Here is a 22,425-nt window from a genome sequence, read left to right on the forward strand (position 1 = left end):
TCAGTTTTTAGTAAACACTAAGCATCCAATTTCGTAGTACTGGTATTTGTTAATGTCTTTTTATACTCTGTTGGAGTCATATTAAATTGCTTTTGGAAATTCCTGCCAAAACTAGATTTAGAATTATAGCCAACCATTTCGGCTACTTCATAAATTTTATAATCTTCTTGCGAAAGTAAAAGTGCCGCTTTTTTGAGTCGGGATATATTAATAAGTTCATTAGGACTTAAACTAGAAATATTATCTATTTTTCTGTATAAGGTAGAGCGACTCATAAACATGATTTCAGACAAGGTTTCTACATTAAGATTGGGGTCGCTCATGTTTTCATCAATAGTTTTGTCTAATTTTTCAATAAAAGTTTTATCAGTTTTAGTATTGGCGATACTCAATATATGTGCTAAAGGAGACGTGGTGTAATGTTCTACAATATGCTTTCTGTTTTCTAGTAAATTATGAATTCTAACCTTTAAAAAATCCATAGAAAACGGTTTTTCTATATAAGCATCTGCACCAGACTCTAAACCTTCTACTTTTGAGGCTAATGTTGTTTTTGCAGTCAATAAAATGATGGGGATATGGCTGTAAGCAATTGATGTTTTTAAATAATTACAAAAGGTAAATCCATCCATACCAGGCATATTTACATCACTTATCACTAAGCCAATATTGGTGTCATCTAATTTTGTGAGTGCTTCTTCTGCACTTGAACATTTAATAACATGGTAGGTAGTATCTAATTCGTTTGTAACAAAGTCTAATAAGTCAAGATTGTCTTCAACAACAAGAATTTTTATAATTGAGTCAGCAATGGTGTCATTTTCAGAGTTTGTGTTAGTCTCGATATCTGGGTTGTTTTCGTTTTCTGGCTCATCATATAAATGAAATCTATTCTCTTGATTTTTTGGGAGTTTTAAAACAAAAACATTCATGGTTTTTGATGTGGTGTCTAAGCTCAAACTTCCGTTGTGCATTTCTGATAATGACAGCGCTAAAGATAACCCAATACCCGTTCCTTTTGTTGTTTTAGCGGCTTCTAATCTGTAAAATGGGTCGAAAATTTTATCTTTTAATTCTTCGGGGACTAAGTTTCCATCATTTTTAATACAAAATTCAATAAACTCATTTTCGGCTTTTAAGGATACAATAATTTTTTTATCAGCATATTTAATAGCATTTCCTATAAGATTACTTATTATTTTTCTAACAGCTTCCTTATCTAAATGCGCATAAACATCGGTGGCATCCATTTCAAAAACAAAATCCAATTCTTTAGTTTCAATTTCCTTTTTAAATCGTCCATGAACGCTTTTAATCAATGCCGAGACATTAACTCTTATAAAAGACAAGCTCATCACTTCCATTTCTGTTTTTCTAAAATCTAATAGCTCATTAACAAGGTTAAGGAGGCGTTGCGTGTTTTTTTCGATTATCGATAGGTTATCTGAAATTTCAGGATCTTTATTAGGCTTTTTTAAGACTTTTTCTAAAGGGCCTTTAATGAGTGATAAAGGTGTGCGTATTTCATGGGAAACATTGGTAAAAAAATCTATTTTAGCTTGATAGAGTTCTTTTTCTTTTTTGTTTTCAACTTGTCTTAATCTACTTAGGTTTTTTAATTTTTGCTGTTTATGGTAAAACCTTGAAGTAAAATATATAAGCATGAAAATTAAAAGCGCATATATGAAATAGGCAATTTTTGATAGTAAAATAGGAGGGAGGATTTCTATTTGTATGCTAGTGGTATTAGAACTCCAAACGCCACTTCCGTTTTTTGATTTAACATTAAACGTATAGTCTCCAATAGGTAATTCGGTAAAAAAAGCGCGATTTTCATGGTTTAATGAAATCCAATTGTTGTTTAAACCTTCCATATTATACCAGTAGTCTGTGGTTTCTGGAGCTACGTATCCTAAAGCTGCAAAATCTAAACTAAATGTAGATTGTGTGTAATCAAGAGTGATTTTGTCTATAGTGGTAATGGATTCTGTTAAAGGAGAATTGGCATTATCTACAAGTAAGTCTTTATTATCAACTTTTAAAGATGTAATAACAACGGGCGGACTAAAATTATTTTTGGTAAATTCTTTAGGATTAAAACTTATCATACCATTGATGCTGCCCATAAAAATCTTACCGTTATTATCTCTAAACGCAGAGTTATAATTGAATTGGTTGCTTAAAATACCATTGGCTTTAGTATAAGTAATAATTTCTTTGTTGGTGTGGTCAAACTGCACCAATCCATTGGCTGTGGTTATCCAAAATAAGCCATGTTCATCTTCTATAATAGCATAGAACACATCACTTGGGAAACCATCTTTGGTATTAAATATTTCAAAAGTATGAGAGGTTCTATTAAATAGGTTGAGCCCATTCTCGGTTGTAATCCATATATTATGGCGACTATCTTCAAATACACCATTAATCATATTACAACTAATACTAAGTGGCTCATCTTCTTTATTTTTAAAATACCCTTTTTCTTTAGTATCTTGTTTATAGTAGTATAAGCCATTACTAGAGCCTGCCCATAACCAACCATTACTATCTTCTAAAAATGTATTATAAACATATTTCTCTGGAAAAAAATCCACCTTATCAAACCCTTCTGTTTTTGGATTAAACCGTTGAACTCCATGCGTAGTAGCAGCAAAAACGTCTTTAGATTTGGTTTCATAAAGGGTGATTGAAAAATTCCCATCTAAATCACTATCTTGAACTAAATCATGATGTGTTTTTATTTTTCCAGATGAAATATCCATCACATCTACACCGTTTTCAAAAACACTAATCCAAAGTTCATTGTCTCTCACTAATAAACCATGAATGTTATAATGAGATAGATGTTTAGAGCTGTAAGTTGTAAACACCCCAGTTTTTTTATTGTATTTGTTTAAACCATTATCTTCGGTACCAATCCATATATTATTGTAATTGTCTCCACAAATTTCTCTAACAGCTAAACCACTAATAGAATTTTTTGAAGCGATAGGGAAATATTTTTCAAAATAATTATTAGATTTAGAATAATAATCAACACCTCCAAAATAAGACCCTACCCATACACCGTCTTCTCTATCTAGAGTTAAGGAATACGTTGCATTATCAGATATTGAATATGGATTATTAATATCTTTTGTTAAATGCATACTGGTTTCATTTTTTAAATGATAAACAAGAATGCCACTTTCTGAAGCAATCCATAGTTCATCACCTTTTTTCATAAGGTTTCTAATGTATAAAAGGTTGTTGGTGTCTTTAAGTGTTTTAATAGTTTTTTTGTTTTCAAGATTAAACAGAACAACACCGTGTCTTAATGTACCAATAGCTAAGGTATGTTCATCTACTAAAAGCATATCAGATATTTTAATTGTTTCTGAAGTAGCTTTAGAAATTGTAATGTCATATTTTACAAAAGACGCTTCATTTTTAGATTTTTTATAAAGTAGTCCGTTTGATGATACCCACATGTCTCCAACCTTATCAAAAACTATAGCACTGGGGTTATTGAAAAAATCTTGTGAACTATTTTTAAGACTTTTCGTTGCCATATTATAGTTGTAAACAGCATCATTAGCAATAAACCATAAATTTCCAATGCTGTCATTCTCAATATTTTGAACAAGAAAGCCCTGAGTGTTTTCAACTACACTAAATTTTTCATTTTTGGGATTATAGGAAAACAATCCTTTATCGGTGCCTACCCACATTAAATTATGAAATTCGTGAATAGCTTTTATGTAATTTCCTTTCAAACCATGTAAGTCATGATCGTTGTTTTGATATACTTTAAAGGTCTTACCATCAAAACGGCTTAATCCATTTTTTGTACCAAACCATAAAAAACCCTGTTGGTCTTGAAGCGAGCAAAATACGGTACTATGAGAAAGCCCTTGAGTTACTCCATAGTTTTTAAAATAGTAGTTCTGAGTATATAGTAAGTTATATATACCTAAAAGGAACAAAGTAAAAAATAGTGTTTTCTTCAAAAGTTCTAAAATGTTTTAATACTTAAATATAAATATTAATACGCTTTTAATTGTCTCATAGAGTGTCAAATCGTGTCACAGTCTTAAAATTTCTTTAAAAACAAGGGTTTTGAAATGTTTTGAATGATAAATGAGATGTTTTAAATCCAAGATAATCTCATTAATACTGAATTTTACATCACCGACGAATTTTGGTTTTGAATGTTTACCAAACAAAAAAATTCAAATCAAAATATAACTAAATGAGACTAATGAAAAAATATGTAAAACATATCAAAAAACAAATTACACACAAATATGTGTTCCTATTTGTTTTTACATTAATGATATCTACTGTACAAGCACAAACCGTTAATGTGGGTGGTACTGTGATATCTGCTGCTGACAATATGCCTCTAACAGGTGTAAACATATTAGTTAAAGGAACTACTAAAGGTGCATTAACAGATTTTGATGGTAATTATACATTAGATAATGTGCCTGCTTCTAGCACGATAGTGTTTAGTTATTTAGGTTTTAAAGCCCAAGAAGTAGCGCTTAACGGAAGAACTGTATTAAATATATCTATGGAAGAAGATACCGAGTCTTTAGATGAGGTTGTTGTTGTAGGTTATGGTTCTGTTAAAAAGAGTGATCTCACGGGGTCAATAGTATCTGTTGATACAAAACAAATGAAAAAATTTGCATCTATAGATGTGAAACAAAGTTTACAAGGTGCAGCTGCTGGTGTGCAAGTTACTTCAGCTAGTGGAGCGCCTGGACAAAATTCTTCAGTTAGAATAAGAGGCGTGGGGTCTTTTAATAATTCTGACCCATTATATGTTGTAGATGGTGTGCTTACTGATAATATCGATAATATATCTCCTAATGATATCAAGTCAATGGAAGTGCTTAAAGATGCTTCGGCTACCGCAATTTATGGTTCTAGAGGGTCTAATGGGGTAATTCTAATTACAACTAAAGGAGTTACTGTAAAAGATGATCTTCAAGTTGAAATAAATGCTTATGGCGGTGTTCAGCAAGCTTGGAATAAACTGGACATGTTAAATGCATCTCAGTATTCGCAATTGTATAGGGAATCTATTGCAGTTCAGCCTACAAGTGACCTTGAAGCGTGGCTTAATGAAGCTGCAACTGGTGTAGCTAGAGGTACCGATTGGCAGGATGAGGTATTTAGATTGGCCAGTGTTTATAGTGTAAATGCTTCGGTTAGAGGTAATTCAGGTGCTTTTAATTATAAGCTAGGTGGAACATTCTTTGATCAGCAGGGTATTATTAAAAATACAAATCAACAGCGTAAGCAGTTTAATGCAGAGCTTCAAGTGTCTCCTCTAAAGGGATTAAAAGTGAAAACAGGTGTTAAGTATACATCGAATGACTTTGTGAATTTTCGAGCAGACCCTTATACGAGCCCTATAGGAACTGCGTTAAGAAAAGATCCTATAAACCCAGTTAGAGATCCTATAACAGGAAATTATGATAGAACTGGACTTACAGATATAGGTAACCCTGCTTTAGCAGTGGAGTTACAGGATAATAATACAATATCCTCTACACGTATTCAGCCAATGATTGAGGTTTCTTATGAATTGATTAAAGGTTTAACGCTTAAATCTTCTGTAGTGTTTGATGAAACAAAATCTACTAACATAGATAAGACGGAACCTACAACTGTTGTTACCAGTAAAATTATTGACCCTATGACGGGTTTACCTCAAATTTCTTCTAACGAGTCATCTACCGAAACACGTTTAATATCTGGAGTTCAAGAAATAGATAATATTCAGAATACCAATACAATATCTTATAGTAAAAGTTTTGGAAAACATTCTTTAAATACTGTTGTTGGGTTTGAAGCTTTTCAATCTAATAGTTCAGCTACATGGACAGATTTAACTAACTCTGATGCACCCTTTGATGCTCGTGCGCCACAAGTTAGAAACTATAATTTACTGTCGCTTTTAGGAAGAGTTGTTTATTCTTATGACGATAGGTACCTTATAACAGGGTCTTATAGAAGAGATTACTCTAGTAAATTTCCAAAAGGTTCTAGAGGAGGAGATTTTGGAGCTGTTTCACTTGGGTGGAATGTAGATAAGGAGTCTTTCTTTCCTGAAACAGATATAATTTCAAAACTTAAGCTAAGAGGAGGGTATGGAATTATTGGTAATCAAGCACCTATACAGCCTTACACTTTTCTTTCTATAATGACTAATGAATCTTTCTATTCATTTGATAATCAAACTGCATCAAATGGTTGGGCTGCTGTATTCATGCCTGCAAGAGAAATTTCATGGGAATCGTCAAAAATGGCCAATTTTGGTATCGATCTCACGATGTTAAGTAACAAATTAACACTAACGGCAGAATATTTTGATAAGGTTACAGAAGATCTTTTAGTAGATACGCAGTATGCTCCTGTGCCTATTTTTGCTGGTCTTCAAGCTGCAACTACAAATGCGGCATCCATGAAAAACTGGGGAACGGAGTTTAGTGTAGGCTATCGTCAAAGCTTCGGAGATTTTAGCTTTAGTGTAAATGGTAATATATCCTTTATAAGAAATGAGGTAACAGACATAGGTGGCGGTGAGCGTATCGATGGAGGAATTGGTGATGGTAAAACTCAGATACCAGCTACAAGAACCCTTGTAGGTGAAGAGTTTGCGTCATTCTACGGATTACAAAGTTTGGGTATTTTTCAAACACAACAAGAAATTGATTCTTATCGTGCTGTTAATAGTTCTAACATGCCAATTGATGAAGATGGAAATATTCTTACCAATGTTGGAAGTGATTATGTAGGTACGATAGTGTCTAATGACCCAACATTGAATGGGCAATCTTCAGAGCAAGCTAAGATTCAAAAAAGAGCGCGACCAGGTGATGTAAAGTATCTTGATGCTGATAACGATGGTTCCATAACTACAGATGACGCCGTTAATTTAGGAAGTGCAATTCCAGATTTTACTTACGGATTAAGTTTTTCTGCTAACTATAAAGCTTTTGATTTTTCATTTTCATTAGCTGGAGTTCAAGGGAATGAAATAGCAAATGTTTTTGATTATTACATAAATGGTTCGTCTGCACAATTTAATAATTTAACAACAGACAGATTAGGAAGATGGACACCAGGAAATCCATCCAATTCTCAACCGCGTCTTACTTCACAGGTTACACAAAATGACTGGTATAGCGATTTGTATATCAAAGATGGTTCTTATTTAAGAGTTAGAAACGTACAGGTAGGTTATAGTCCAGAGTGGAAGATTAATGAAGATACAGAGTTAGATATAAGGTTCTATGCTTCAGTTGATAATCTGTTAACAATTACAGGTTATAATGGTCTTGATCCAGAAATAGGACAAGGTCCAGACCCATTCTCAATTGGAGTTGATTTTGGAAACTATCCGCAAGCAAGAACATTTAATGTTGGAGTTAATATTGGATTTTAAATTTTGATGACAATGAAGAAAATATTTAATAAAATGAAACTAAAAGATATGAAAAATGAGCTTACTTCACTTAAAGTAATCATTTTACTTATAGCTGTATCTCTGAGTTCATGTGAAGATTTTTTAGAAGAAATCCCAGAGACAGAGGTTTCAGGAACTGTTTTGGTCAAGGATGAAACTACAGCGAGAGAATTAATAAATGGCGTTTACGATCCCATTGGTTGGGGAGAATCCTCTTTTAAGACTACCAATCATGCCTATGAATTTTGGTTTGGAGATACTGCAAGTGATGATTCGGAAAAAGGATCGACTAATGGGGATCAACCAGGAGTAACTTTTTTAAAAGATTTTACAGCCAATGGTGGTAATGGTAATATAGGTGCCTTGTGGGCTAAACATTGGGTAGTAATTTCACGTGCTAATGAAGCACTTACATTACTTACAAGTTCAGAAGCAACCATTTCAGAGGACTTAAAATTAGAACTACAAGGAGAAGCTCATTTCCTTAGAGCCTATAGTTATTTTACACTTGTTAAAATTTTTGGTCCAGTTCCTTTGTTTGATCAGCCAATAGATCCAGATTTACTTACAGCGAGAAATTTTACTAAGGCAAAAGTAGGTGATATTTATACCCTAATTGATGCTGATTTAAGGTTTGCTATAGAAAATCTTCCTGAGAAAGGCGTTAGAGAATTTGGTAGAGCAAATAAAGGATCTGCAGCGGCATACTTAGCAAGATCTATTATGTACCAGTTAGGTACAGTAAATGCGCAATCTTATACTTGGAAAAATCTGCTAGATATTACTGATGATTTTATTGCCCAAGCTTATGGTTCTTATAGCTTAGAACCTAATTATGCCCTTATTCATGAAGTAGATCATGAGAATGGAGTAGAATCAATTTTTGAAATTCAAGCAATTCCAGGAAGTGATTGGAGACAAAGAGGGCCATATACAGGAAGTCAATGGACATTAACTCAGAGCCCTCAGTTTATGGGAGGCTGGGGTTTCAATATCCCAACTCAAAATCTGGCAAATGCCTATGCACCTAATGATGCTAGAAGACCTTCTGTGGCACTAGCTGTGGGTGAGTATGTGTATGGTGTATTAATGGAAGAAAGTGTAAGAAATAATACGGGATACCATTCTAGAAAGGCAATAATGGATCCAGCTATATGGAATGGAGGGGATGATAAAGCTTCTACAGGTAATATTATGAAGTTTAGATATGCAGATATATTACTTATGAATGCAGAAGCAGCCTATCATGAATCAAAACCAGGACAAGCACGACAAAGATTAATTGAGATTAGAGCACGTGCGAGCGCAAGTACATATCCAATTGGTTTTGACCCTTCTAAACCAAATCAAACGGCAGCAACAGGTTTTTCTCCGTTACTAGAAAGCGATATTCCAGCATCAGGACAGCAGCTTCTTAATTTTATTTATGATGAACGAAGAAGGGAATTAGCCATGGAGCAACTTAGATTCTGGGATTTGGTTAGAACAGGAAGGTACATTAGTGTAATGGATAATTTATACCAAACAGGAGATAATATACAAGAGCATACGTTGGCAGATGACGAAGTGTATATTAATCCAGTCCCTGTATTTCCAATTCCATCTCAAGATGCAGTAGGCTGGGGTATTGAGCAAAATAGAGGCTATTAGATAAATGCATGAATATTAATTGAATTAAATATATAATTAAACTTTTTATTAACTTTTTAAATAATTTAAACTATGAACATTAAAAACGTATTTTTAACAATAGGCGTATGTTTAGCTTTAGGAGCTATAATAGGTCTGAATTCTTGTAGTAGTGGTGACGATAATGGCGGTGGTGTTGTCGTAGATCCATGTCCTACGTACACGCCTGAAACAGCTGACTGCTTCTGTGAAGCAAATCCAGATGACGTTAACTGTCAACCATTTGACCCAATGAATCTTAATGGTTTAGGGGTAATTATGGATTTTGAAGACGTTGGAAGTGAAGTTGCATGGGTTTTTAGAGCTGATTTTTGGAGCCCTTCTGGTAGAATGGGACGTAACGATGCTACAGATATACCAGCATTTGAAGGTAATAACTACTTAAGGTTAATTACTCCTGCTTCTGAGTCTGTATTAGATGCTGATGGAAATGAGACAACTCCTGCACGAAACTTCCATGACTTTAAGTACTGGCCAGCAGCTTGGGATAATAATCCTGATAATGATACCGATACAGGTGTCGATTTTACGGACTTAGCTGATCCATACCTAAACTTCTGGGTAAATACAGGAACAGCCAAAGCAGGATTAGGTCTTATGTTCCAAACCGAAAATGCTACTAGAGCTGATTTTTGGATATTTGAGCATGCCATTGATTTTGGGCCAACAGATAACGAATGGAAACTTTATTCTCTTAGTATTGCTGCTTTGTTTGCAGATAACTCACAGCTAGTTTGTTGTCCTTTCATACCAGATGAGCCATTTGATGCGGTATCTTTAGATGTGCCACATCAAATGATTAAATTCTTTGTGATTCCAAAAGATGTTGGTGCTACAGTTGATTCTGGTTTAGGTCCAGATAACTTTATATCAAGGTTGCCTGCACAAGACTTTGCATTACGTATTGATTTAATTTCAATTACAGATGGTCCTGCTCCTCAACCAAGATAATAGGTTTTAGTAGTAGTAAAAAAATAAATACAACAATATAGTATAGTAAATTAGAAAAGATAAAGAGCAGTTTTGGTCTAAAAGGCTGCTCTTTTTATCTAAGATAATAATGGAATTAAACTGCTTAAATATTAACCTTTTTCTAACTATTTAAATTTGTTGGAGTAGTAAGAATAATTAAACAGGGTTAAGTAAAAAGCAAATAAGTGTAATGAATTATGTATTCATTAATAATTTGTTATGTAAAATTCCCTTAAGGTGTTGTTAACAATTATTGTTTTAAGATTATAAAACAAATGTTTCAGTCAAGGTTAGTTAAGTGATTAATTTTGACTAAGAAATGACAGATTTTGAATAAGTCTGAAAATTAAAGTTTTGTAGTTTTCATCTTTTAGATAACTGATTTTTATAAACTAAAGAAAAGAGTAAAGGTTTTTCATTTATAAAAATATAAATAGCAAAGGCATGAGTAAAAGAATTAGCATAGGTATATTGCTTATAAGTTTTTTGACGATTCAAATGTATGGACAAGTTTACGAAGGTAAATGGTCTGAAGAAAAAGCTAATAAATGGTATAGTAGTTATGATTGGTTTGCGGGCACAAATTTTAGTCCAAGTACAGCCATCAATCAATTAGAGATGTGGCAGGCAGAAACGTTTGATTTGGAAACCATTGATAGAGAATTAAAATGGTCTGCAGATTTAGGTTTTAACCTTCACAGAGTGTATTTGCACAATTTACTATGGCAACAAAATTCTTGTGCTTTTATAGATAGAATGGATCAGTTTTTAGAAGTAGCAGATAAATACAATATTAAAATTATGTTTGTCTTGTTTGATGATGTTTGGGATCCTAATCCAAAATTAGGAAAACAAAGAGAACCTGTACCCCATAGACACAATTCAGGATGGTTACAAGCACCAGGTAAAGAATACTTGCAAAATGAGGGAATGCACCCATTATTAGAAGCTTATGTTAAAGGCGTACTCTCAGCTTTTAAAAATGATAATCGTGTTGCTGTATGGGATTTATATAATGAACCAACTCAAGAAAATACAGGTTGGTATGGTGAAGAATCTGTAAATAAAACCGAACTAGCTCCAGATATAAAACGTAAATATACCTTACGATTAGTAAAGAAAACATTTAAATGGGCTAGAGAAGTAAATCCGTCTCAACCTATAACTATGGGTATTTGGTGGAATGATATCAATAATTGGGGAACGCCTGAAAAGTTGTTAGACGTTGATAGAGTTATGATAGAAAACTCAGATATCATTACTTTTCATACTTATGATAAAGACATTAATATAGTAAACAAGAAAATTTCAGAATTAAAAAAATATGGGCGTCCTATAATTTGTACTGAGTATATGGCACGTAGTGAAAATAATACCTTTGAAAACTTAATGCCTCTTTTTAAGGAAGAAAATATAGGAGCTATAAGTTGGGGATTTGTATCAGGTAAAACCAATACTATTTATCCATGGCACTCATGGCAAGAAACATTTACTGCTGAACCAGAGATATGGCATCATGATATTTTAAGACAAGATGGCACACCTTATGATCAAGGAGAAATAGATTTAATTAAAACCCTAACTAATAAATAAACATTACCCTGACTTTGTAAAAACTTGTTAAATTGAGCAACTCTGTTTTGATAGATTGTATCTATTATCATCAAAGTTTTGTAAAGAAGTTTTTAATAAATTAATTATTTTGAGTTAGTCACTAGGTTTAAATACTTTATTAAAACATATTGAAATCAATTTAACAGGTTTTTTTTACAATGTTAATTCTAAACGAATAAAGTTATTGAAAGAATTTGTTTAATAGTAGTAGTTTAGTTGTTGAATGGGCATAGGTAATTAACCTATGCCTATTCTTTGTTAGACGTATAATTTTTTTAAAGGATTATGCTAAAGAATCATTATGAAAGAGAAATGAAACGATTTCAAATAAGTTAAGAATTGTCAGATAAAATCAAATTACAATACATTATCTCAAGAAATATTTTCACTTATTCTAGTTGATTCAAATTAAAAAACTACTATTTTTAAAAATATTCATTACATAAATTAATGCATATTTAATAAATTATGAAAATAATAAAACTACTGGTATTATTTCTTACCGTTTTTTCATGTTCCGATAAGCCGAAGCGTACAGTTCATGTTAATGAGCAAAGTGCAAAACCAAATATCTTAATGATTCTGATTGATGACCTTAAGCCTACTCTGGGTACTTATGGCGATTCTTATGTCGTTAGCCCAAATATTGATAACCTTGCATCTAGCGGAATGCGATTTAATAAAGCCTATGCTAATCAAGCCGTTTGTGTTGCTTCGAGATACAATATTTTACTCGGTTCAAGATCCACTAGTACGGGGATTTATGGTTTTGCAAATGAATTTAGAGATGTTATCCCTGATGCTGTTACTATGCCACAGTATTTTCAAAAAGCAGGATATCATACCGAAGCTATTGGTAAAGTGTTTCATGTGGGGCATGGGAATACTAATGATGAAGCTTCTTGGAGTGTACCACACCATAAAGAAAAAGTTATTGAATACCTCGTTCCAGAAAGTACAGGCAGAAAACTTACAAGAGAGGAAGCATTTTTTGAAAACACACGCTTGTATATTGAAGATACACCCTCAAATAAAGAATTACCAAGAGGCGCGGCATGGGAAAGTCCTGATGTTGTAGATGATGCCTATGCAGATGGACGTTCTGCAAATCATGCCATAGACCGGTTAAGAAGCTTGAAGAAAAATCAAGACAAACCCTTTTTTATGGCATTGGGGTTTGCAAGACCGCACTTGCCTTTTTCGGTTCCTAAAAAGTATTGGGATATGTACGATCCTTCAACATTACCAATGCCCAAATTTGAAGGCAAGCCAGAAGGAGCTCCAGATTTTGTAATCAAAAAGGGTATTGAAATAGATCAATTTGAACCCATCCCTGAAAAGTGGGGTATTTATCCAGATTCCATTAAACGAAAACTTATCCACGGGTATTATGCCAGTGTAAGTTATATGGATGCTCAGTTAGGGAGAGTCATGGACGAATTAAAAAGATTAGAACTCGATAAGAATACAATTATTGTACTTTGGGGAGATCATGGCTGGCATTTAGGCGATCATGCGATATGGACAAAACATACCAATTTTGAACAGGCAACACGTATTCCTTTACTCATTGTTGCACCTGGGGTAACCACACCAAATAGTTCTACAGAACAAATTGCAGAGTCTGTTGATGTGTTTCCAACACTCGCAGATTTAGCTGGCCTTAAAATACCTGATAATAGTAGCTGCCCACAGCCTATAGATGGTGTAAGTTTACTACCAATTCTTAAAAAACAATCTGAGGAAGTTAAAACTCATGCCTACCACTGTTTTACTATGGGCGGATATTTGGGAGAAGCTATTCGAACGAAAAACCATAGGATGGTACGTTGGAGCAATCTAAAGGATAACAATGATGTGATCTATGAACTATATGATTTTGAAAATGATTATAGCGAAACAAAAAATATAGCAGAAGCCAATCCTGAAAAAGTAAAAGAATTAGTAACTATTTTAGATGGCTATCCCAAAGCTGTTATAAAGTAAGTTGTTATAAAGTAAAAGGAATAGTTTATGACTTATTAACTTCTTTGAAAGGGTTGAGTAATTAAAACTAAAATGCTTTACAGAATTTAACAGGATGTAGGTTTAGGGAAAACCTGAATGACCATCACTAATTAATTGAAATGACAACAATAAAAAAAGTACTTTTATCCCTAACTCTTTGTTTAATATGTATTCAAACAACACTTGCTCAATTAGAATTAACACCTCCAATCACTCCAAAATGGGCTTTTGGGCATATAGTCTGGGAAGACAATAGAAACACACAAGAGGATGCGATAAAACTTGTAAATTTATATTTGGAGCATCAAATGCCAGTAGATGGCATTATCATAGACAGTCCCTGGTCTAATTCCTACAATGACCTTAATTGGGATACCCAACGATATCCCAAATCTTCCGAAATGATTCAGACGCTGAATGAAAAGGGAGTTAAAGTAATCTTGTGGCTCACGGGGGCACTTAATACAATAGGAAACGATGTGCCGCTTCAAAAGAACCCTTACTTTGATGAAGTGGTTGAAAAGGGATTCGTAGTAAACAATGGTGAAGAATCTGAATGGTGGAAAGGAAAAGGCGTGTATATAGACTTCACCAATCCTGAAGCTGTCCAATGGTGGAATAAGCAATTAGATAAAGTCACCATTGAGGGTGTTTATGGATTCAAGGTTGATAATGCCGCTTCCTTCTTTGGAGATACAGTCAAAACTTCAATAGGAGAACTAGACAATACAACTTTCAGACAATATTATTACAGCAGTATGTCTGACTATATCACCAGTAAGAAGTCAGATGGAATCATTCTGGCGAGACCATATTCACATCAAGGAGGAAAAACAAACAAACCAGGAGTATATGCTCCAGTCAATAAACTAGGTTTAGGCTGGTGTGGTGATTTTTCAGGAAACTGGAAAGGCATTAAATTGCAAATCAATAATATTTACAAAAGTGCTGAATTTGGATATGGCGCCATTAGTTGCGAAGTGGGCGGTTTTTGGAGAGCAGGTTCTACTAAACAACAGCTCATTAGGTACGCGCAATTTGGGGCATTCACGGCAGCTATGGTTAATGGCGGTATGAATGGCGCATTTACCAACCATTTACCCTGGTGGCATGACGAAGAGACTACAAAAGCTTATCGGCAGGCGGTGTGGTTACATGAGCAGTTAGTCCCTTACTTGTTTAGTGCTGGTGTTGATGCTCATAAAAACGGTGGAACGATTATACAAAACTGGTCTTATGAGCAGGAGAGCCATACATTAGGAGAGTCTATCTTCACAAAAATCATAAGTTCAGAAAACAACTCAGTAACATTCAACCTCCCAAAACAAGGGGAATGGATGGATTTCTGGACAAAAAAAGTACATTCAGGAGGCACTGAAATTTCCAATACCTATGCACTCAATCAATACCCGTTTTTTATAAAGAAGGGAGCTATCATTCCCATGGAAATCTCCAACAACTTCTCTAGTATTGGAGATGCTTCATTGGCAGGAAAACAAACAATCTATATTCTGCCTGATGATAATAAATCTACATACCAATATCACATGCCTCTAAGTGATGGAATTGATTATGAGACAGTCAATATTACTTATAATGGCAATAAAAATAGTGTAAAAGTTGACGGAACATCTAATCAACCTTATGCATTTTTAATACAAAGCGAATTAAAGCCTAAGCGTGTAAAGAATGCAGATGAGTGGGTGTATGATGCTGAAAAAAAAGAGTTATTTATTCTAAAGCGAGGTGCTAAATTCAGTATGAAGTTAAAATTTTGATAAAGTATTAAACTGCATTTCGCAAACTGTTTGAGTAAAGTTTGTGACCGACTACTCTCATTAATACGGTTAAGTAGTTAGTACTAGTGTTAAACTGGCTTTTTTTTAGCTCTTAATTTATAGGTCTTTTTTGTCCATCAATAAAAAAATATGTTTATATTTGCAAGTGTAAAAAATACACTTATAAAAAATAAGCATGATTTTTTAGTATAATATTTTATTAAAAACCAAAAAGATGAGTAAGAGTATAGACCAATTATCAGCAGATAATATAAGAGCATTGGCCATAGCAATGGTTGAACAAGCAAATTCAGGACACCCAGGAGGTCCCATGGGAGGTGCAGATTATATGCACGTCTTATATACAGAATTTTTAAATTATGATCCTACAGATATGGCTTGGCCATTCAGAGATCGTTTTTTTATGGATGCAGGTCACTTATCGTCTTTAATGTATGCTCAATATTATTTATTAGGGAACTACGCAAAAGAAGATGTAAAGAATTTTAGACAATGGGGTTCAATTACTCCGGGGCATCCAGAAGTAGATGTAGAAAGAGGAATTGAAAATACTTCAGGGCCTTTAGGTCAAGGACACACGATGGGAGTTGGTGCAGCTATTGCAGCAAAATTCTTAAAAGCTAGATTTGGTGATTGGATGAACCACAAAGTTTACGGATTTATTTCTGATGGTGGAGTTCAAGAAGAAATTTCTCAAGGAGCTGGTAGAATAGCAGGTCATTTAGGGTTGAACAACTTTATTATGTTTTATGACTCTAATGACATTCAATTATCTTCAGCTACTGATGAAGTAACTACAGAAGATACTGAAATGAAGTATAAGTCTTGGGGATGGAAAGTTATTACGATTGATGGACATAATCACGATGAAATTAGACAAGCTTTAACAGAAGCAAATGCTGAAGAAAAGCGACCTACTTTAATTATAGGTAAAACAATTATTGGAAAAGGTTGTGTAACTACAGAAGGTTCTAAGTACGAAGGAGAATGTGAATTACACGGTAAACCTATTGGTGATACAGGAGCAGATTTTAACGAAACCTTAAAGAATTTAGGAGCAGATGTAAATGATCCTTTTGCTATTTACGGAGATGTTGAAGCACACTACAAACAAGTATTAGCACAAAAAGCTAAAGATGCTGCTGCTAAAAAAGAAGAAATTGCAGCTTGGAGAAGTGAAAACGCAGACTTAGCAACTAAATTAGATAGTTTCTTAGCAGGAGAGTTACCAAACTTAGATTTTGGATCTATTGCAACAGGAGAAGGTTTAGCAACAAGAGCTTCTTCTTCAGCCGTATTAGGATACTTAGCTGAAAATGTAGAAAACATGATTGTTTCTTCTGCAGATTTATCTAACAGTGATAAAACAGATGGTTTCTTAAAGAAAACAACTGTTTTACAAGCAGGAGATTTTAATGGAGCTTTCTTACAAGCAGGAGTGGCTGAGTTAACTATGGCTTGTATTGCAAACGGTATTGCATTACACGGAGGGGTTATTCCAGTAGTAGCTACATTCTTTGTGTTTTCTGATTACATGAAACCAGCAATGCGTTTGAGTGCTATTCAAGAATTACCAGTAAAATATATTTGGACACACGATGCTTTTAGAGTTGGAGAAGATGGACCTACACACCAACCTATTGAGCAAGAAGCACAATTACGTTTGTTAGAGCAATTAAAAAATCATAGTGGAATTCCAAGTTTTGTAGCTTTACGTCCAGCAGATTCTGCTGAAACAAAAGTAGCATGGAAAATGGCTATGGAAAATGACAAAGTACCAACAGGTTTAGTCTTGTCTAGACAAGGAATTAAAGATGTTTCTACTAACTTTGACAGTGCTTTGCAAGCTGAAAAAGGAGGATACTTAGTACAAGAAGTAGAAAATCCAGATGTTGTTTTAATTGCAAACGGATCTGAAGTAGCTACCTTAGTAGCAGCAGCAGAAATTTTAGAAAAAGAGAACAATTTAAAAATAGCTATTGCCTCTGTAATTTCAGAAGGTGTATTTAGACAGCAGTCAGAAGCTTATCAAGAAAGTGTATTGCCAGCAGCAGCACCTAAATTTGGTTTAACAGCAGGTTTACCTGTAAACTTAAGAGGATTGGTTGGTGATAAAGGTCAAGTATTTGGATTAGACCACTTTGGATACTCTGCACCAGCAGCCGTATTAGATGAGAAGTTCGGATTTACAGGGCCTCAAGTTTCGAAACAAGTTTTAGAATTTTTAAACAAATAACATAAAATAATATTTAAACAAAAGAATATGAAGTTTTTTATTGATACAGCTAACTTAGAGCAAATTAAAGAAGCTCAAGCTTTAGGAGTTTTAGATGGTGTAACTACAAACCCATCATTAATGGCAAAAGAAGGAATTTCTGGAGCTGAGAACATTTTACAACACTACCGTGACATTTGTGACTTAGTAGATGGAGATGTTTCTGCTGAAGTAATTGCTACGGACTATGAAGGAATGATCCAACAAGGTGAAGAATTAGCTGCTTTAAATCCACAAATTGTAGTAAAATTACCAATGATTGCTGCAGGAGTAAAAGCTTGTAAATATTTTTCTGACAAAGGAATTAAAACAAACGTAACTTTAGTATTCTCTGCAGGTCAAGCATTATTAGCTGCTAAGGCAGGAGCTACTTACGTTTCTCCATTCTTAGGTCGTTTAGATGATATTTCTACAGACGGATTACACTTAATTGAAGAAATTCGTGAGATTTATGATAACTACGATTTTGATACACAAATTTTATCTGCATCTGTACGTAACACAATGCACGTAATTAACTGTGCTAAGATAGGATCTGATGTAATGACAGGACCTTTATCATCTATTGAAGGATTGTTAAAGCACCCATTAACTGATAGTGGTTTGGCTCAATTTTTAGCGGATTACGCAAAAGGGAACTAATCCTTTTTCACATAAAAATAAAAAGCGTTAAGAATATTTTCTTAACGCTTTTTTTGTTTTGTTGCAGTGTGATGTAAATCTGTATTTTATGTATATTGTTAATCGCTTAATATCATTTTATGAAAGCAAAAATTTTACTCTTAGTAAAGTATATTGTATTGTACAGCTTTTGTAGCTCAAACAAAAATTGTAGTATTTTCTAAAACATCGAGTTTTAGACATAAATCAATTGAGGTAGGGGTTAAGAGTATCAAACGATTAGGAGAACAAAATAACATTTTGGTACATGCCACCGAGAATTCTAACGAGTTGATTAAAAATATTCATAAATATGATGCTGTTGTTTTTTTAAATACCACAGGAAATATTTTTAATGACGAAGAAAAAGAACAGTTTAAGAATTATATAGAAAAAGGAGGAGGTTTTGTAGGGATACATTCAGCTACGGACACAGAACATAATTGGTCTTGGTATGGAAATATGGTAGGAGCTTATTTTTTAAAACATCCTAAAAAGCAAAATGCTACAATACACGTAAAAAATTGTAAACACCCTGCTACTAGTTTCTTAAATAAGACATGGGTAAAGTTTGATGAGTGGTATAATTTTAAAAATATCAACCCTAACATTAATGTATTACTTACTTTGGACGAAACCACATATACTGGTGGATTAAACGGTGAATTCCATCCTATTAGTTGGTGTCAGAAAGTTAAAAAAGGCAAAATGTTCTACACAGGATTAGGACACACTATTGATAGTTATTCCGATGATCTATTTTTAAAACATATTCTTGGAGGGATACAGTATGTTATAGACTAATATTGTATTTATTAGTGACTGTTTTTTGGGGTGACCTAAATAGACAGTTTTTAATCGATTTATTGCAGGCGAAGAGTTTGTTAAAATTTGAAATGAATATGCTGTACAAACAATTCAAGATATCTCAGTCTTTACAAATAATAATACAGATTTTGAGTTTAAAATGAAGACGGATTACTACTAAAGCTTATGGAGTGGCACTTATCTATTTTAAAAAAGGAAAATACTATGAAGATTTGTTTGAAGAGTATCACGATAGAGCTTGTGCTATTATGCTTAAATTTGATGTTCATTTTAAGGAATTCTCTATATATTTTTCAAGTTAATTTTATAGATATTGCATTTTTTTTTGTTTAAAATATTATAAGTGTTTTTTTTACACTTATTTTTTGTTATATTAGCAATTAACAAACTCAATAACCAAATAAATATGAAAAATTTAAAAAAAGGGATTTTTTTAATTGCTATTTCTCTCTTCACTAACCTGACGTTCTCTCAAGATAGTTTAAGTGTCAATTATGAAAATTGGCACAACACCGAGACAACGTTTCCAGAAGTATTTATTTTTAGGAATGACACGTATTTGCAAAAACAAAGTATTGAAACACAGAATGATTTTCTTGAGCAAGTAGTTGGATTTGGTCAAAATTATGGGCACTCTTATACAAACAGTGAGTTAGAGGCTAAAGGTAGTCCCATAATTCCACTAAGAGAAATGCAACATCGCTTTTTAACTGCTGCTCCAGAAAAACATATTTTATCTCATATTAATGGTGTTGCTCCTGTAGTTCATGATTATCAAGACCATCAAAGGAAAGCTAAAGCCAATTACTTTCCAGGACATTTTGCATTTAAACCAGGAAGTATTTTAAAGCAAAATAGTGGTCGAGATAAAACGACTTTAAAAGTGAGTAATACTGACGTTTTTTCGTTAAAAGAATATGTGTATAGAAAGTCTGGAAATCCAAATATAGATATTCCTTCTGATATTCTTATGGTAGCTTTAGATGAAAATGGAGATAGAGATTGGAGTAAGTATGAATACCTAAGTTTAGTATCTATAAACGAAGCTGAAGGAAATATTACAGTTATAAGAGGGTGTTACGGTTCGACATCTGTTAAATTTTTAAAAGACCAAGCTATACTTTTACCTATTACAGGATATTCTTGGTCAAGGAATGTTTATTGGCGTTTAAATTTAAGTATCGATTGTCCATTTGATGCTAATGGAGACCAAGCATCTGATGTTTTTTCTGATTTTATTGGACAAGAAACGGTAGATCTTCCTTCAAACATATCATATACTAATGGTGTAGCCTTAGATATTGCTGCTTTTTTTGTAAAGCCAGAAATTGATAGTAATAACGATAATATAGCTGATGGAGGCTATATTAATGGAGAAAATCGGTGGCGTATTGGTCAAAACGATTTTGCTAAAAAACTAAGAACACGCTTAGGAGATGAAACAATCATTATTTCCGATGGAAGTCTATTACGCCATCAAAAATCTATTGATGAATTTAACGGATTAGAGTTAGAAGGCTTAGTTTCAAATTTAGATGCTTATAGAGGTATTACTAACACGATTAATAATTATACGTATTGGCAAAAATTTGGTAGAGATAAGCAATTCTCGTTTATAGCCGATAAGGTAAATCCTGTTCCAGAAGCAGACAAATCAAAATTTATAACCTTATCTCATGGTATGAGTACCGTATTAGGTGTTGCTTCAGGACTTATTAAATCTCCTGATTATATTGATTACCCCTATTTATTAGAGGGCGATATTAATGGAGACACAGGATGGTTAGGGCTACCGGTTGCACCTTTAAAGATAGCATATTCTGAAGAGAATATCATGATATCTATTGATTCACTTATGAATTCTGCTGTTGTAGGAAATGGTACTTTACGAACTTTTAGTGACGGAACAACATGGACTGTAAAAGCTAATGATTCGGGAATGAGTACTGAGGCTGCTTTGTTGGATGCTGAGTTTCCTAATGTGGATGTTGATAAAGAAGAAATGCCAAAAGAATATACACATCTTTATTTATCGGGTATAGACCTTTCTAATGAAATAATTCTAAAAATGGATTTAAAAGCCATGGCGCCTGTAGCAGGTTTTGATGCCACTAGTGCTGTGCCAACTTCTGTAATAGGATATTTACCTGAAAGTTTAAATTATGATGATATCGATAACAACAAGCATTATAAAGAATTTTTAGGAATTGCAGGAACTAAAGGATATCATACAAATTTATTTTACCTTAGAAAAAATACAGAACAAAATACAACACTAAAACTATCTTTTGAAGAGTTGAAAGATATGAAGATTAAAAATGTAGAAATGATAACAGGGCCATTGGTCGTTTTCCGTGAGTTTGAAAATGGATTTGTTATTGTAAACAATTCAGAGTATGATACCGAAGTAAATATAGATTTTGAAGAGGAAAGTAGCTGTTCTTTTAAGGATGTGACTAATGATGAGTTTACCAATGGAGCATCTTTGGCAATACCTGCTTTAACAGCACGTTTCTTCAAAAAGGAAGTAGGTGCGAATTGTGACGAAGGAATTGTAACTACTGAAGATAATGATTGGGGTATTTTTCCAAACCCTTTTTCAAATAGTATTTATTTAATATCACCAATTTCTACAACTACAGACACACAATATAATATATATGATCAGTTTAGTGTTTTAGTAGTAAGCGGAACGGTAAGCAGTAATTCTACAGCCTTTAATGAAGTAAATCTATCACATTTAAATACAGGTATTTATTTCTTACAAATAGTTAAAAATGATGGTAGTGAAATACATAAAATTATTAAGAATTAGTTGATGCAAAAAGTTTAATTTTTTTCTAAAACAAAGAGGCAGTCTAAAAAGTCTTTATAATTTGATTTGTCAGGTTGAGCTTGTCGAAATCGATTTTGATTATCAGTAAGTTAAAAATATTTCGACAAGCTCAATATGACATCGAACTTACTTTTTAGACAGCCTCTTATTTTTGGCACGCTTCTTATAGTATTTAATAGATTTACCCCATACAAAAGTATAGCTCTAGGCATTGGCTTCTTTTTAACTTGAGTTAGACGTAAGGATTTAGAAAAGCAAAGCACGGTAATTTATACTACCG

The 22,425-nt window shown here is 33.4% G+C and carries 11 protein-coding genes; 10 read left to right on the forward strand and 1 reads right to left on the reverse strand.

Going from position 1 to position 22,425, the window contains the following annotated elements; translation table 11 throughout:
* Window positions 1–17: 17 nt before the first annotated feature.
* A complete protein-coding gene (locus Q0739_RS11785) occupies window positions 18–3,992 on the reverse strand; it encodes a two-component regulator propeller domain-containing protein (RefSeq protein WP_298238937.1) in 3,975 nt (1,324 codons plus the stop codon).
* 242 nt (window positions 3,993–4,234) lie between these two features.
* On the opposite strand from Q0739_RS11785, the gene Q0739_RS11790 reads away from it, so the two are divergent.
* The 10 genes from Q0739_RS11790 to Q0739_RS11835 all read left to right on the forward strand — a co-directional run bounded on the left by Q0739_RS11790 (window position 4,235) and on the right by Q0739_RS11835 (window position 22,124).
* Window positions 4,235–7,444: a TonB-dependent receptor gene (locus Q0739_RS11790; RefSeq protein ID WP_298238938.1), complete on the forward strand. Its 3,210-nt coding sequence runs from the start codon at window positions 4,235–4,237 to the stop codon at window positions 7,442–7,444.
* A gap of 12 nt (window positions 7,445–7,456) precedes the next feature.
* Window positions 7,457–9,115, forward strand: coding sequence for a RagB/SusD family nutrient uptake outer membrane protein (locus Q0739_RS11795; RefSeq protein ID WP_298238939.1), 1,659 nt, complete (start codon window positions 7,457–7,459; stop codon window positions 9,113–9,115).
* Between the two features lie 72 nt (window positions 9,116–9,187).
* Window positions 9,188–10,105 (forward strand): hypothetical protein, encoded by a 918-nt coding sequence (locus Q0739_RS11800; protein WP_298238940.1) that lies wholly within the window; start codon window positions 9,188–9,190, stop codon window positions 10,103–10,105.
* 465 nt (window positions 10,106–10,570) lie between these two features.
* On the forward strand, window positions 10,571–11,719 hold the full coding sequence (locus Q0739_RS11805; protein ID WP_298238941.1) for a cellulase family glycosylhydrolase: 1,149 nt from the start codon (window positions 10,571–10,573) through the stop codon (window positions 11,717–11,719).
* A gap of 489 nt (window positions 11,720–12,208) precedes the next feature.
* Window positions 12,209–13,726 (forward strand): sulfatase, encoded by a 1,518-nt coding sequence (locus tag Q0739_RS11810; RefSeq protein WP_298238942.1) that lies wholly within the window; start codon window positions 12,209–12,211, stop codon window positions 13,724–13,726.
* Window positions 13,727–13,866: 140 nt separating this feature from the next.
* Complete coding sequence (locus tag Q0739_RS11815) at window positions 13,867–15,525, forward strand: TIM-barrel domain-containing protein (RefSeq protein WP_298238943.1); 1,659 nt, start codon at window positions 13,867–13,869, stop codon at window positions 15,523–15,525.
* 235 nt (window positions 15,526–15,760) lie between these two features.
* Window positions 15,761–17,782, forward strand: a complete 2,022-nt coding sequence (locus Q0739_RS11820; RefSeq protein WP_298238944.1) for a transketolase — start codon at window positions 15,761–15,763, stop codon at window positions 17,780–17,782.
* A 27-nt stretch (window positions 17,783–17,809) separates the two neighbouring features.
* Complete coding sequence (gene fsa / locus Q0739_RS11825) at window positions 17,810–18,463, forward strand: fructose-6-phosphate aldolase (RefSeq protein ID WP_298238945.1); 654 nt, start codon at window positions 17,810–17,812, stop codon at window positions 18,461–18,463.
* Between the two features lie 153 nt (window positions 18,464–18,616).
* A complete protein-coding gene (locus Q0739_RS11830) occupies window positions 18,617–19,285 on the forward strand; it encodes a ThuA domain-containing protein (protein ID WP_298238946.1) in 669 nt (222 codons plus the stop codon).
* A gap of 430 nt (window positions 19,286–19,715) precedes the next feature.
* Window positions 19,716–22,124, forward strand: coding sequence for a T9SS type A sorting domain-containing protein (locus tag Q0739_RS11835; protein WP_298238947.1), 2,409 nt, complete (start codon window positions 19,716–19,718; stop codon window positions 22,122–22,124).
* Window positions 22,125–22,425: the final 301 nt, after the last annotated feature.

It is taken from the genome of uncultured Algibacter sp. (assembly GCF_947487605.1).
Taxonomy (GTDB): domain Bacteria; phylum Bacteroidota; class Bacteroidia; order Flavobacteriales; family Flavobacteriaceae; genus Algibacter_D.

What these genes read in the sequence shown, in the direction of transcription:
- Q0739_RS11800 (WP_298238940.1), top strand. Translation starts at nt 9,188, where the DNA reads ATGAACATTAAAAACGTATTTTTAACAATAGGCGTATGTTTAGCTTTA.
- Q0739_RS11815 (WP_298238943.1), top strand. Translation starts at nt 13,867, where the DNA reads ATGACAACAATAAAAAAAGTACTTTTATCCCTAACTCTTTGTTTAATA.
- Q0739_RS11835 (WP_298238947.1), top strand. Translation starts at nt 19,716, where the DNA reads ATGAAAAATTTAAAAAAAGGGATTTTTTTAATTGCTATTTCTCTCTTC.
- Q0739_RS11810 (WP_298238942.1), top strand. Translation starts at nt 12,209, where the DNA reads ATGAAAATAATAAAACTACTGGTATTATTTCTTACCGTTTTTTCATGT.
- Q0739_RS11805 (WP_298238941.1), top strand. Translation starts at nt 10,571, where the DNA reads ATGAGTAAAAGAATTAGCATAGGTATATTGCTTATAAGTTTTTTGACG.
- Q0739_RS11790 (WP_298238938.1), top strand. Translation starts at nt 4,235, where the DNA reads ATGAGACTAATGAAAAAATATGTAAAACATATCAAAAAACAAATTACA.
- Q0739_RS11820 (WP_298238944.1), top strand. Translation starts at nt 15,761, where the DNA reads ATGAGTAAGAGTATAGACCAATTATCAGCAGATAATATAAGAGCATTG.
- fsa (WP_298238945.1), top strand. Translation starts at nt 17,810, where the DNA reads ATGAAGTTTTTTATTGATACAGCTAACTTAGAGCAAATTAAAGAAGCT.
- Q0739_RS11795 (WP_298238939.1), top strand. Translation starts at nt 7,457, where the DNA reads ATGAAGAAAATATTTAATAAAATGAAACTAAAAGATATGAAAAATGAG.